This window comes from Paenibacillus sp. J31R34 (genome assembly GCF_059383715.1).
This window is the reverse complement of sequence record NZ_JBXENU010000007.1, coordinates 43,009-55,398: the sequence shown is the minus strand read 5'-3', so window position 1 is coordinate 55,398 and position 12,390 is coordinate 43,009. Positions and strand designations below refer to the sequence as shown.

11 protein-coding genes are annotated in these 12,390 nt (G+C 49.8%); 6 read left to right on the top strand and 5 right to left on the bottom strand.

Annotated elements, in window-relative coordinates:
- Nucleotides 1–77 precede the first annotated feature (77 nt).
- Nucleotides 78–1,157 (top strand): type 2 isopentenyl-diphosphate Delta-isomerase, encoded by a 1,080-nt coding sequence (gene fni, locus AC50YG_RS19580; protein WP_494828894.1) that lies wholly within the window; start codon nt 78–80, stop codon nt 1,155–1,157.
- Between the two features lie 39 nt (nt 1,158–1,196).
- Here the strand turns inward: fni and AC50YG_RS19575 are convergent, their stop codons facing one another.
- Genes AC50YG_RS19575 through AC50YG_RS19565 form a run of 3 tightly spaced genes read right to left on the bottom strand, consistent with a single transcriptional unit; the run spans nt 1,197 to nt 4,728 of the window.
- The gene (locus AC50YG_RS19575; RefSeq protein ID WP_494828889.1) at nt 1,197–2,303 is read right to left on the bottom strand and encodes a Ger(x)C family spore germination protein; all 1,107 of its coding nucleotides are present in this window, start codon (nt 2,301–2,303) and stop codon (nt 1,197–1,199) included.
- On the bottom strand, nt 2,300–3,400 hold the full coding sequence (locus tag AC50YG_RS19570) for a GerAB/ArcD/ProY family transporter (RefSeq protein ID WP_494828884.1): 1,101 nt from the start codon (nt 3,398–3,400) through the stop codon (nt 2,300–2,302). Before AC50YG_RS19570 ends, AC50YG_RS19575 begins: the two co-directional genes overlap by 4 nt.
- The gene (locus AC50YG_RS19565; protein ID WP_473761856.1) at nt 3,397–4,728 is read right to left on the bottom strand and encodes a spore germination protein; all 1,332 of its coding nucleotides are present in this window, start codon (nt 4,726–4,728) and stop codon (nt 3,397–3,399) included. The genes AC50YG_RS19570 and AC50YG_RS19565 overlap by 4 nt, the downstream gene beginning before the upstream one ends.
- A gap of 169 nt (nt 4,729–4,897) precedes the next feature.
- On the opposite strand from AC50YG_RS19565, the gene AC50YG_RS19560 reads away from it, so the two are divergent.
- Nucleotides 4,898–5,647, top strand: a complete 750-nt coding sequence (locus AC50YG_RS19560) for a class I SAM-dependent methyltransferase (RefSeq protein WP_494828881.1) — start codon at nt 4,898–4,900, stop codon at nt 5,645–5,647.
- Nucleotides 5,647–6,636 (top strand): MBL fold metallo-hydrolase, encoded by a 990-nt coding sequence (locus AC50YG_RS19555; protein ID WP_494828879.1) that lies wholly within the window; start codon nt 5,647–5,649, stop codon nt 6,634–6,636. The genes AC50YG_RS19560 and AC50YG_RS19555 overlap by 1 nt, the downstream gene beginning before the upstream one ends.
- Here the strand turns inward: AC50YG_RS19555 and AC50YG_RS19550 are convergent.
- Nucleotides 6,621–8,447: an APC family permease gene (locus AC50YG_RS19550; RefSeq protein WP_494828877.1), complete on the bottom strand. Its 1,827-nt coding sequence runs from the start codon at nt 8,445–8,447 to the stop codon at nt 6,621–6,623. The two genes, AC50YG_RS19555 and AC50YG_RS19550, sit on opposite strands and share 16 nt — an antisense overlap.
- A gap of 604 nt (nt 8,448–9,051) precedes the next feature.
- A complete protein-coding gene (locus AC50YG_RS19545) occupies nt 9,052–9,591 on the bottom strand; it encodes a phosphatidylglycerophosphatase A family protein (RefSeq protein WP_056039845.1) in 540 nt (179 codons plus the stop codon).
- Nucleotides 9,592–9,730: 139 nt separating this feature from the next.
- Here AC50YG_RS19545 and AC50YG_RS19540 point away from each other — a divergent pair, with 139 nt between their 5' ends.
- The 3 genes from AC50YG_RS19540 to rdgB all read left to right on the top strand — a co-directional run bounded on the left by AC50YG_RS19540 (nt 9,731) and on the right by rdgB (nt 12,340).
- Nucleotides 9,731–10,792, top strand: a complete 1,062-nt coding sequence (locus AC50YG_RS19540; protein ID WP_494828875.1) for a GerMN domain-containing protein — start codon at nt 9,731–9,733, stop codon at nt 10,790–10,792.
- 160 nt (nt 10,793–10,952) lie between these two features.
- Nucleotides 10,953–11,702: a ribonuclease PH gene (rph, locus tag AC50YG_RS19535; protein WP_473761842.1), complete on the top strand. Its 750-nt coding sequence runs from the start codon at nt 10,953–10,955 to the stop codon at nt 11,700–11,702.
- Nucleotides 11,702–12,340, top strand: a complete 639-nt coding sequence (gene rdgB / locus AC50YG_RS19530; RefSeq protein WP_494829366.1) for an RdgB/HAM1 family non-canonical purine NTP pyrophosphatase — start codon at nt 11,702–11,704, stop codon at nt 12,338–12,340. The genes rph and rdgB overlap by 1 nt, the downstream gene beginning before the upstream one ends.
- Nucleotides 12,341–12,390 lie beyond the last annotated feature (50 nt).

Below are 12,390 nucleotides of genomic sequence, written 5' to 3'. Positions count from 1 at the left end.
ATTTTACAATCAATTTAGCATGGACTTACAGCATATGTTATGATGAACGGATAGAATATTCGCAGGAGGTAAGGGCAATGACGATAACGCAGCGTACGGAGGCGGAGGAAGCGGAGAAAACCGCGAAGCGCAAAAATGAGCATATCCGCATTTGCTTGCAGGAGGAAGTGAACGGGCAGCATATCGATACAGGGCTTGATCGGTTGCGGTTCCGTCATAATGCGCTGCCTGAGCTGTCATTTGAGGAAATTGAGCTTAAGACGGAGTGGTTCAAGTCGCCGATGAAAGCGCCGCTGCTCGTCAGCTCCATGACCGGAGGCACCTCGGAGGCTGGGGCTATTAACCGCCGGCTGGCGGAGGCTGCCGAGGCACGAGGCTGGGCGATTGGACTCGGCTCCATGCGGGCAGCTATTGAGCGCGAGGACTTGGCGTCCTCCTTCCATGTCAGAATGGAGGCGCCCTCGGTACCGGTCATTGCCAATTTGGGAGCCGTACAGCTAAATTACGGCTTCGGTACGGATGATTGCCTGCGTGCGGTTGACATTGCAGAGGCGAATGCCCTCGTGCTTCACGTCAACAGCATGCAGGAGGTTTTTCAGCCGGAAGGCAATACGGACTTCCGCGGCTTGCTGGCGCGAATCGAGCAGGTATGCCGTGCGCTCCCTGTGCCAGTCGGCGTGAAGGAAGTAGGCTGGGGCATTGATGCTGGCACTGCCGCAATGCTTGCGAATGCAGGCATTTCCTTTATAGATGCGGCAGGAGCGGGAGGCACATCCTGGAGCCAGGTCGAGAAATACCGGGCGGGTGATGGACTGCGCCGGCAAGCTGCGGAGGCGTTCGCGGATTGGGGCATTCCGACTGCGGAAAGCGTTAGCGCCATTCGCAGTACATTGCCGCATATGAACGTCATTGCGAGCGGCGGCTTAAGGCATGGTGTTGATGCAGCTAAAGCGATTGCGCTTGGGGCGAATCTCGCTGGCTTTGGGCGTGTCTTATTGCCGCAAGCGGTGCATGGGACAACCGATCTGTCGATTCGCCAGCTTACCCAGCAGTTTGAGCGAATTGAATTTGAGCTGAAGGCGGCGATGTTCGGCATTGGCGTCCGCACGATTGAGCAGCTTCGCCAGACAGATCGGCTAGCTTCGAAAGCCGACTAATGATGAAATAGCCCACACAGCAAACGAAAGGACCGCAGCCTATCTTACTAGGCCGGTCCCTTCGATTTTGATTCGGGCATTGACGGCGAATTGCAGCGTCGGGTAAATATTTTGCCATTGCTGCCAGGCTGCTTCGCCAGCATGGGTTGCCCGGTAGCGCAGGCCAAAGCCAAAGGGATCTACGCCAGCCTGTTGTATTTTTTTCAGCAGCTGCTCCGTCGATTTAGAGTAATCTGCACTTAGTTTTTTCTCCACGGGCCCCCAGCTTTGCTCAAATAGATTGGAAGGAGCTTCCTCCATAAGCGCTTTAATGCGAACATCCATGTTTAATTGAAGCTTGCCATTATTATCGCTGAAGTAATAGCGGCTCTTAATTCTGCTGATAGCCCCCACAAGCCGATTGCTCGAGAAGCTTCCCTGAATGGAGGATTTCTCGAAGTTTTGGGCCAACTGATTAAAGAGCTGTGATTCTTCCGGCTTCAGGACGAGCTTAATTTTCGTTTTATCCAGCAGCGCAGTACGGTTAATAATATAGCCGCTGTTGCCCTCGTTGCGAATAATCGGAATAATAGGATCGAGACCTTGTTCCATGACCCGTCTGGACAGATCGGAAAGCGATTCTACATAGGTATAGGGATTATCCGTTCCATCTGCTCCGAAGCTTAGAAACAGCGCATTTCCCGGATAGCGCTCTGCCAGGGGATTTATTTGCAAAATCGTCCGCGCATCCGGCTTGCCGATCGCCAAATTCGCAATGCTTTGTATATCCCTCCGTCTTTTCATCCAATCCAGCACAGGGGAATAATCTTTCCTGGCCACGCGCTCGCCAATGAGGAAAATTTTGCAATGGCCAAAGTCCAACTCCTTGTCCACATGGGCTTTCAGCATGCGCACACCTTCGGCTATGCTTGCAGCTTCAATGGTTTCGACTTGCGCTTTGCCAGCTCCAGGCTCGATTTTAGGTGAGGCGATGGCGAGGCGCAGTGTAATGAGATAAGGATTTTGTTTTTTGCCGCTGTAATCGATACCCATCGCCACGATAAAATAACGTTTGTCAATATCCTTAAAACCGCAGCCGCTTGATGCTGTACAGACTAATAGCAAGCACAAAGCTAGCAGCGTGAGCTTTAACCAGCGCATGTTCATGCGGATTTACGCTCCTTTCGGCTAAGCATGAACACAGAAATAACGATGGCTATATAAGAAAACAGCATCGCGATTAGCCAATAGCGCGTAAATATAAACTCCAAACGTTCATCGCTGAAAAATAAATAAAATACGGCAGCTATAGCAAACACGCCGCAAATGATATAGTTGATAAATGGCGTTTCCTCGAAGTCGGTCGCCATTTTCAGCTTGGGGAAGCAGCTTTTTATAAATTCCATCGCTTGATGCCAGCAGCTCATCGTATAAATGAGCGATAGATTCAAATAGACTATCAGAAACAGAAACAATACGCGTTCGATGAAGCCGTATTGCAGTGTAATTGAGTCGGCAGTCATGCTCCAGACATAGAGGTATTCGCCTACCGCTTCTGTACCATGGAACCCAATAGGCACGAAGAAGGAAATGCTCAATATAATCATGCCCAAAATCGGAACGAGCCAGCGGTACGTATAGCTGAAATTCGGCGGCAGCAGACGGTTGAAAATCGACAGATTGAAAAATCCGGTGAATACAAATACTCCGGCTGCTATAGAACCAAGCTCCGGACGCACCATGACAAAATTGGCAACGGTATGAATGGCATCCCAATTCAGCTGCGGGTTTCTCACCATTTTGAACAGCACGAAAAAAATTATCGGAGCATTGAGCAGCAGCCCAACCTCAATAATATGCTGAACGGATAACGTCGAACGCGAAGCCGCATAGCCGCAGGCAATTACGAGCAAGCATAAAATCGCCAGCGGATTCAGCTCCGGATTGAAGAAGCGGTTAATCATGACCGCAAAGGCGGCCACGACAATAGTAGACGAAATGAAGCAAATAATCGCTACGTAAAACATAATGGGGGAGACGAGCCAGCGCGGCCAATAGATGCGTAAAATTTCAGGCAGCCCCATGCCGGGAAAATGCGATAGCGCAGCCGTGTAGGCATAGGTCAGAAAAGTTCCGATGGCTCCGGAAATCAGCATCGAAGAGACGGCGCCGGTGTAGCGGTGTTCGATCAAAATATGCGGTACATACAGCATCAAGTTAACAAAGCTGGTCAGAAAAAAGTTGTAAAAGAAGTAACGCGTCATTCCACCTTCACCTGCCCAATATCCCCCGACTGCGGTTTTGTGCCTGCAAACATGCGGAAATAAGGCTTGCCAAAGCTGCGCAAATTGCATAAATACACCACATACATGAAAGCACCTACCGTAACACCGGTAATACCGAAAAAGATGGCCATCACAATGAGCGGGTATTTCAAAAAGCGTATCGCAAATGACAAGGAATTAACGGGAACGACAAAGTTGGAAATAGCGACAACGGAGGTCACGATAATCATAATGCTGCTGACGAGACCGGCTTGCTGGGCAGCTTGTCCCAAAATAAGACCGCCGACGGTCGTAGCGGTTGAGCCAATATAGCGGGGCAGCCTAATGCTAGCCTCTATTAGCGCTTCGATCATAAATAGCATGACCATTACCTCGATGAAGGACGGATAGGGAACGGCCGAACGGCTTCCAGCGATGGAGAGCGCCAGTTGTACCCGGAACAGCTCTGGATTGTAAGAAATAATGGATACATAGAGAGCTGGCAGCGTTATAGTCAGTACAACCGCAACATACCGCAGTAAAATGAGCGTACGGGTCATCCAAAAGGCTTCATAGTTATCCTCGACAGCATGCATAAAATCGAAAAAGGTGACAGGAAGCACTAAAGCGAACATATTTCCTTTTATGAGAATGGCGATTTTACCATTGGAGATGGCGGTCGTAATGCGGTCTGGGCGCTCAGTAATCAGGACGGTAGGGAACAAATGCCACTGCTTTCCAGTTAAAATAGTTTCTAGCTCGCCTGCTGCCTGCAGCATTTCGGTTTGCGCTTTCGTCAGTCTTTGCCTTAACTGATTCAATACAGTCGGATCGACGCGGCGCTGGTCAAACAGCACAATAATTTCCGTCTTCGACAGCGAGCCTACGGTGTGCTCCTCGACACACAGCTCAGGGGAGTGGTACATGCTGCGGATGAGGTTGAGCGACTTTTTCAAATCTTCGTTCAATGCTAGTTGAGGCCCTTGAATCGCGCTTTCTACTTGGGTTTGGGTACTTTCATTACTAATAATTTTCGCTGTGTAAAGCGAGTAAACAATACCTTGCGCTTCGATTAAGATATTGCCCTTAAGCAGCAAATCGGTCCATGTAGCTGGATCGTCAACGACTAGATAATCGCTAATTGTACGCAGCTGCTTATCGTAAGGCACCTCTTCCTTCATAAAAGGAACGATCACATAATTGCTGATCATTTGCTCGTCGCATAGAGAGGAAATATAGGCAATTTCAATACTCAATTCATCATTTTTGAGTTGTTGCACCTTCAAGTCAACCGATTGGGCAAACAGCAGGCGAATGTGTTCGATCACAGGGCTTCCCTCCTTCCAGCTTGTCGCTCACGGGCTTAAGGTGCGCCAGGCGACCAGTAATTATACCCATTGGAGTGAAACATTACAGGGTATTCTTTTGCCTAAGCAGCATAAAGTGCAGTACAATGAAGGGATGAGAAGTGAATTGCTAGGGTAGAGGAGAATACATATGTCCAACTGGTTTGAGCAGAGTTTCGGAAACGATTATATGGTTGTTTATAAGCATCGGGATTGGGATAATGCCTACAAGGAAGTACAACTGATGGCGCAGTGGCTCCAGTTGCCAGCTACAGCAAAGGTGCTGGATATTGGCTGCGGCATGGGTCGTCATGCTTTGGCACTGGCGGATTGCGGCTACGAGGTCACAGGGATGGATTTGTCAGAGCCGCTGCTTAGCGAAGCAAGGAAGCAGGATGCGTTGCAGCGCGTAACCTGGGTGCAGGGCGACATGCGCCAGCTCCCTTTCGAATCGGGGACGTTTGAGGGGACGGTTAATTTATTTACGTCGTTTGGCTATTTTGCAGATGAAAAAGAGAACGTACAGGTACTGCGGGAAATTCGCCGCATGCTGAAGCCAAACGCGCCATTTCTAATTGATTTTCTGAATCCGGCTTATGTCGAGCGTAATCTCGTTCCGGCATCGGAGCGCAAAGATGCAGAAACAGGCTGGGTCATTCGCGAGCAGCGTAAAATTGAGGATGGTTGGGTTAAAAAGCATATCGAAATTGCCGTAAGCAGCAATGAGGCGGATAATCGCCATTATGATGAGCAGGTTCGCTTATATTCGCTCACGTGGTTTGAGCGGGCTTTCGCCGAGGCAGGCCTTGTGCTGGAGAAAACATTCGGCAATGTCGATGGCTCAGCCTTTGATGAGCTGAATTCGCCGCGCCTCATTATGCTCGGAAGGGCTCTTGCGTAATGGCGGCTCAAGCGGTGCAATGGGAGCATGGACTGCTGCAAGTAAAGCTTCCGCTGCCCTTTGCACTAAAAACGGTAAACAGCTACGTATTTACTGAGCCTGCGGGGGGTTATACGCTTATCGATCCTGGTCTTCGAACGGAGGAGACGCTTGCGGCCTGGGGAGAGGTGTTTGCGGACCATTCGTTTGCGCCAGAGCAAATTTCGCGCATCGTCCTCACGCATCAGCATCCCGATCATTACGGCTTGGCGGGCTATTTTGCCGAGATAAGCGGCGCGCCAGTATTGATGTCAAGGCGCGCCCATAACTATGCCAAACGGTTATGGGGAGAGGGCAGCACGATGACAGAGGAGTTTGCTGATTTATTTGCGCTGCATGGCATGCCGCAGCACGATATAGATGAAATTAGCAGCAACTTTAGCAGCTTTCATGAAAAAGTTTCGCCGCAGCCGCAGCAAGAGCAAATCATTTATATTGAAGCTGGAGAGATGCTTGAGCTTGGCGGTTCGCAGTGGGAGCTGCTAGATGCGCCAGGGCATGCCTATGGCCAGCTCTGCTTTTATGAAGCAAATAAACAATGGATGATATGCGGCGATCAGGTGCTGCCGCGCATTACCCCCAATATTAGCATCATGCCAGGTGAGGAGATAAATCCGCTTGGCGATTTTCTGGCAAGTCTGGATCGCTTAAGCGAATTCGAGGTGAAGCGCGCTTTTCCAGGTCATTATGATTCATTTACTACGTTTGCCAGCCGGATCGCCGAAATCAAGCAGCATCATGTGCAACGGCTGGAGCAAATGCGAATGATGCTGCAGGAGCCGCTCACAGGCTTTGAGGTGTGTGAACGATCTTTCGGTGCACGGGTACAACAAAGCCCGCATCAGCACCGTTTTGCAATGGCCGAGACGCTTGCCCATTTGTATGAGCTGGAGCTGTCAGGCAAGATATCGCGAACGGAGCGTGCGGGCGTTATTTATTTTTTTAAATGATAGGGAACGGTCGTTACGACGACGTTTTTGCGGTGCAGCAGCAGGGCGCGAATCATAAAGCTCGTTTGGTTGTGTAAAATATTATGCCAGCCGCGTTTCGGGATAAATTGCGGAATAATAACCGTCACGCGGTAGCTCGATTGGCTTGCCTTGCGCTCCACCGTATCAATAAATTTCAGCAGCGGCTGCATGACAGAACGATAAGGCGAATGCAGCACAACGAGCCGTATGTCCGGCTGCCACTCCTTCCATTTTTCCTCGAACGCCTCGCCTTCCTCTCGCTCAAACGGCACATACACCGCGATAATTTGATTCACTGACAATGACTTCGCATAGGCAATGGAATTATCAACAACATGCGTCATGCCGGCCACAGGCAATATCAATACATTACCTTCAATAGCCATGGCAGGCTCGCAGGTTGTGAGCCGCAGTTGCTCGCCGACAGCGTTGTAATGCTTTTTAATCCGGTGAAACACATAAATAATAATCGGCAGAAACACGAGCACAGGCCATACCTGAGCGAACTTGGTCAAAAAGAACATCATCGTGACGATTAGGCTAATGAGCGCTCCTGCCGAATTAATAAGCAGCTTCACGACCCAGCCCTTCGGCTTCTGGCGTACCCATTTTACGATCATTCCCGTCTGGGACAGGGTAAATGGAATGAACACACCGACTGCATAAAGCGGAATCAAATGCTCGGTCTGACCGCCAAAAGCAATAATTAATAGGATGGACAGCACGCCAAGGCTGATAATGCCGTTGGAATAGCCAAGGCGATCGCCCCTGACCGTAAACATACGCGGAATAAACTTGTCTTTAGCCAAATTCACCGCAAGCAGCGGGAAGGCCGAATAGCCAGTGTTGGCTGCCAAAATCAAAATCAGCGCCGTTGTGCCCTGAATGAAAAAATACATAAAATGCCGTCCAAAAGTATGCTCAGCAATTTGCGAAACAACCGTAACTTCTGCCGCCGGTTTAATGCCATAAAAATAGGCCAGAAACACAATGCCAGAGAAGAGAATAGCCAGCAATATGCCCATCGATGCCAGCGTCTTTGCAGCATTGCGGGGAGCCGGGTCGCGAAAGTTTGGTATCGCATTGGAAATGGCCTCTACTCCTGTGAGCGCGGAGCTGCCAGAAGCAAAGGCGCGCAGCAGCAGGAACAAGCTAATGCCTGCAACTGGCGTGCCAATCGGCGTATGCAGCTCAGGCGGCACGTGGCCGGTTACAATGTTGTAAATACCTGCCCCAATTAAAATAAACAGCGCAAGGACGAACAAATACACCGGATAAGCGAGAATGGAGGCCGACTCGGTTACGCCCCGCAAATTCAATATCGTAATTAAAATGACGAAAATAACAGCAATCAACACATTATGCTCATGGAGGCTGGGAAATGCCGATGTGATCGCATCGGTTCCAGCGGAGACGCTTACGGCTACCGTCAATATGTAGTCTACTAGCAAGGAGCCGCCTGAAATTAATCCAGGGAAAATGCCGAGATTTTCTTTGGAAACGATATACGCGCCCCCGCCCTGCGGATAGGCAAAAATAATTTGCCGATAAGACAGGATGAGCGCCAGCAGCAAAATGAGCACGAATGCGGCAATGGGGATGGAATACCAGAACGCAGCAGCGCTTACCGTTATTAACACAATCAAAATTTGTTCAGGTCCATAGGCAACGGAGGATAGAGCATCCGACGAAAGGATAGCCAGCGCTTTCAGCTTATTCAGCTTCTGATCGCCCAATTCATTGGATTTGAGCGGCCGTCCGATTAAAAGCCGTTTTAAAAAAGTCATCATTTTAGGTCACCGCCAGCTGTTAGTCGTAAAAGTAAAAAGCATTTTTGCAGAGCACGTTATTGCTACTATCTCCTGTTATAAGTTATTTCACCATGGAAAAAAAAGCTGCATAATCTCTCCGCATGATCATAGTCCTCCAGCATGCTGTTTGTAAAATCTCGTTTTCAGCTGAAAAGAGGCGGAAAGGTTCCCTTTTGACCGTGTAAGCGATTACAATCAATTGCTGTTTAGCGGCGCGAGGTGTAGCTTGCGGTAGGAATGATTATTGCCTTATTTTCAAAAATCATGATTTGAAATCATCCTGTATGGTTGCTCTTTTATTTGCTTTGAGGGGTTATCCCCTCAGCTCAGAAAAGTTAATATGCATAGGCAAGCCCAGATTCTGAGCTAAGGGGATAACAGCGTAAAGCAAAAAATATAGCGGGCATTATTTCATGGCTAAGCTTGTAAAGCTGAAAAGAGAATGCTGGGTGGTTGAAGGCAGAAGGGGGACATGAGGTGTTTCTAAAGGGTACATCTGCCCTTTAACGGGCTAGTCGCTAGTTATTAAAACAGGCGCCGCGTCTTGGGTGAGACGCGGCGCCTGTTCGTTAAATATCCGACTTTAATCGAGCGGGGGATTAGTTGCTCCTTCACGCTCCGCTTGCTTACGATGGGCAATGCGGCTTGCGGCTGAGGCTGCAATGGCACCGATAATATCATCGAGGAAGGTGTGGACGTCACCGCTCGATTTATCGTTAAGCTTTTTCAAAATGCCGGGCTTCAGCTTGTCAATATAGCCGAAGTTTGTGAAGCCGATACTTCCATATACATTGACGATGGACAGGGCGAGAATTTCATCGCAGCCGTACAGTCCTTCATCGTTTTTGATCATTTCCTGAAGCGGCGGCAGCAGCTTGCCTTCCTCGGCCAGCATATCGAGCTGGATGCCAGTGAGCACTGCATTTTGTACCTCGCGCTTGGATAGAACGGCGTCAACATTTACGATGCATTCATCGATCGTTAGCTCAGGAAAATAATCCTTTTGCAAAAAATGCACGAGCTGGGCCACGGCGATCTTCGTAATGCCGCGCTTAACAAGCCACTCCTCCGTCGCCTCGGCAACCTTGCGGCTGTTCAAGCTGTATGGTTGTGGTGTTGTCATCTTGGTGTCCCCCTTATTGGATGTAATTTTGTGGACAAAACTGGTCTAAAACGGGGAAGGGCTCGTATACATATTACTACAAAATGAGAGTTGTACAAAGCCGCATGCGGCAAAAATCACTAGAGGAGGAAAAAATAAAATGGTTCAAACGAAATGGATTCGCCTTGCCGCGATAAGCGGTGTTATGGTTGTGCCTCTGCTGACCGCAGGGTGCGGGCTTTTTTCAACGGAGACAAGCAAGGAGATTGACCCGCCTCAGACGGAATCAACCAACGTCATTGACGGTACGAATACAGGACAGACAAGCAGCGTAAAGCCGCAAGGGGAAGAAACGCAATTGACCGTCTACTTGGAGGACAAAAACGGGTATCTTGCACCAATCTCGCTGCTTACGACGCTTGGTGGCAAAGAAGCAGCCGGGCAGAAGGCGCTGGAAATGATGGTCGATGGCGGCGCTTATGCGAGCCAGTTGCCGGAAGATTTTCAGGCGGTGATTCCACAGGGTACTCAAATTAAGTCCTACCATGTTGATCCGCAGTTGAAGCTGGCGACAGTAGAGTTTTCCGCTCCTTTTGCAGATTATACGGCAACGAAAGAGCGGGAGATCGTTGAAGCGATCACGTGGACGCTGACGGCGATGACAGGAATTGAAAAGGTGGAGCTCTGGTACGAGGGAAGCAAGCTGAGCGAAATGCCGGTTGATGGTTTCCCGCTGGACCGTCCGCTTACTCGCTCAGTCGGCATTAATCTGGAAACAGCGGATGGCGTCAGCTCGGCCTATTCTACACCAGTGACGCTGTATTTCTCCTCACAAACGTCCAACGAAGAGCAATATTATGTACCCGTTACAAGGCTGATTGCAAGGCCCGAATCGACGGTGAAAGCAGCGGTGGAGGAGCTGATAGCCGGTCCGCTTAACCGCAAACAGTTGAATGGTGTGATGACGAATGACATTCAGGTTACAAGCATAGAGCAAAAGGATGATACCGTAACGGTGGATCTTCAAGATACCGCATATGAGAGCGGCCAAAATGCCCCAGCTGAAATGCTGCAGGCTGTTGTACTATCTGTGACGGAGAATACAGGGGCAGCCAAAGTTCAAATCCGGTTGAACGGCGAGGCGAACGTTGTGGATGATCAAAATACTTCTTACAGCGAGCCAGTCGGCAGACCGCATCATGTGAATGCAATGAAGTCATAAAAGTATAATATAGGCAATGGGATGGAGCCTGATGTGATGGCTTCACGGCAAGGAGAGGGCGTATATGCGCCCTCTTTTTGCGGTTTCGGATGCTTTTCTAGTTTTACTTTGGTAAAATGGGTAGTATTGTGTTGAAACATAGCTAGGGGGCTGCATGACGATGAGAACAGATGGACGTCAAACAAATGAGCTGCGACCGGTTACAATTACGGCCGGCGTAAATAAATATGCGGAAGGCTCCGTCCTGATTGAGGTCGGAGAAACGAAAGTTATTTGTACAGCAAGTGTGGAGGAGCGTGTGCCTCCTTTTATGAAAAATCAGGGAAAAGGTTGGATTACGGCGGAATATTCGATGCTGCCCAGAGCAACCCATTCACGCAATCATCGGGAATCGGCTAAAGGAAAGCTGACAGGCCGTACAATGGAAATCCAACGTCTCATTGGCAGAGCTTTGCGATCTGTCGTGGATTTGCAGGCGCTGGGGGAACGAACGATTACGCTGGATTGCGACGTTATTCAAGCAGATGGAGGTACGCGCACGACCTCGATCACTGGCGCTTTTCTCGCGCTTTGTTTGGCAGTAAATAAATTATCCACGAACATAACGTTTACGAAATATCCGATAACGGATTATTTGGCTTCTGTGAGCGTTGGCGTTATTCAGGATCAGTCGATGCTTGACCTTGCTTATGACGAGGACTCCAAGGCGAAGGTGGACATGAACGTCGTGATGACGGGAAGCGGCCAATTTGTGGAGCTTCAAGGTACAGGGGAGGATGCACCATTTTCACGCAAGGAGCTGAGTGAGCTTCTAGAGCTGGCAGAAGGCGGCATTGCTGAGCTGATTGCTAAGCAGCGCGAGGTGCTTGGGGAAGCAGCGGGGCTTATCGGAGGAGGAGCAGAGAAATGATGGAGCTGAGCAGCGAGATCATTCTGATTGCTACGAAAAATGAGGGCAAGGTCAAGGAATTTGCCCATGCCTTCGCCAAGCTTGGCAAGCGTGTAGTCAGCCTGAATGAATATCCGGATTTTGCGGATATTGTGGAGGATGGCGATACCTTCGCGGCAAATGCGCGAATTAAAGCGAAGGCGGCTGGCGATGCGTTTCAGGTGCCGGTGCTCGCCGATGATTCCGGCTTGAGCGTAGCGGCGCTTGCCGGTGCTCCTGGTGTATATTCGGCCAGATATTCTGGCGAAGGGGCTACGGACAGCTCCAATAATGCAAAGCTGCTTGCTGAGCTGAACCGTTTGGCGCAGCCAGAAGCAGCTGAGGCGCTGGAGGATGGCACAAGGCTGCTGAGCCGTGCCCAATTTGTATGTGTGCTATCGCTGTATGATCCAGCGACAGGCGAGTTTATGGAAGCCGAAGGAACGGTTGACGGTTTTATTATGGATAAGCCGCGCGGTGCTGGCGGCTTCGGCTATGACCCGCTGTTTTGGCTGCCGACGCTTGCTCGCGGCATGGCGCAGCTGTCCAAGGAAGAGAAGCAGCAGATCAGCCATCGCGGAAATGCGCTGAAGGAGCTTTTGCCGAAGCTGGTACAATAGCGTAACTGTTTATTCATAACTAAAAAGGAAGCGAATACGCGGCGCGGCGT

Bases quoted from the DNA above. Each gene is read 5' to 3' on its own strand.
- AC50YG_RS19560 (WP_494828881.1), top strand. From the start codon at position 4,898: ATGTCCAACTGGTTTGAGCAGAGTTTCGGAAACGATTATATGGTTGTT.
- fni (WP_494828894.1), top strand. From the start codon at position 78: ATGACGATAACGCAGCGTACGGAGGCGGAGGAAGCGGAGAAAACCGCG.
- AC50YG_RS19550 (WP_494828877.1), bottom strand. From the start codon at position 8,447: ATGATGACTTTTTTAAAACGGCTTTTAATCGGACGGCCGCTCAAATCC.
- AC50YG_RS19545 (WP_056039845.1), bottom strand. From the start codon at position 9,591: ATGACAACACCACAACCATACAGCTTGAACAGCCGCAAGGTTGCCGAG.
- AC50YG_RS19555 (WP_494828879.1), top strand. From the start codon at position 5,647: ATGGCGGCTCAAGCGGTGCAATGGGAGCATGGACTGCTGCAAGTAAAG.
- rdgB (WP_494829366.1), top strand. From the start codon at position 11,702: ATGGAGCTGAGCAGCGAGATCATTCTGATTGCTACGAAAAATGAGGGC.
- AC50YG_RS19570 (WP_494828884.1), bottom strand. From the start codon at position 3,400: ATGACGCGTTACTTCTTTTACAACTTTTTTCTGACCAGCTTTGTTAAC.
- AC50YG_RS19575 (WP_494828889.1), bottom strand. From the start codon at position 2,303: ATGAACATGCGCTGGTTAAAGCTCACGCTGCTAGCTTTGTGCTTGCTA.
- rph (WP_473761842.1), top strand. From the start codon at position 10,953: ATGAGAACAGATGGACGTCAAACAAATGAGCTGCGACCGGTTACAATT.
- AC50YG_RS19540 (WP_494828875.1), top strand. From the start codon at position 9,731: ATGGTTCAAACGAAATGGATTCGCCTTGCCGCGATAAGCGGTGTTATG.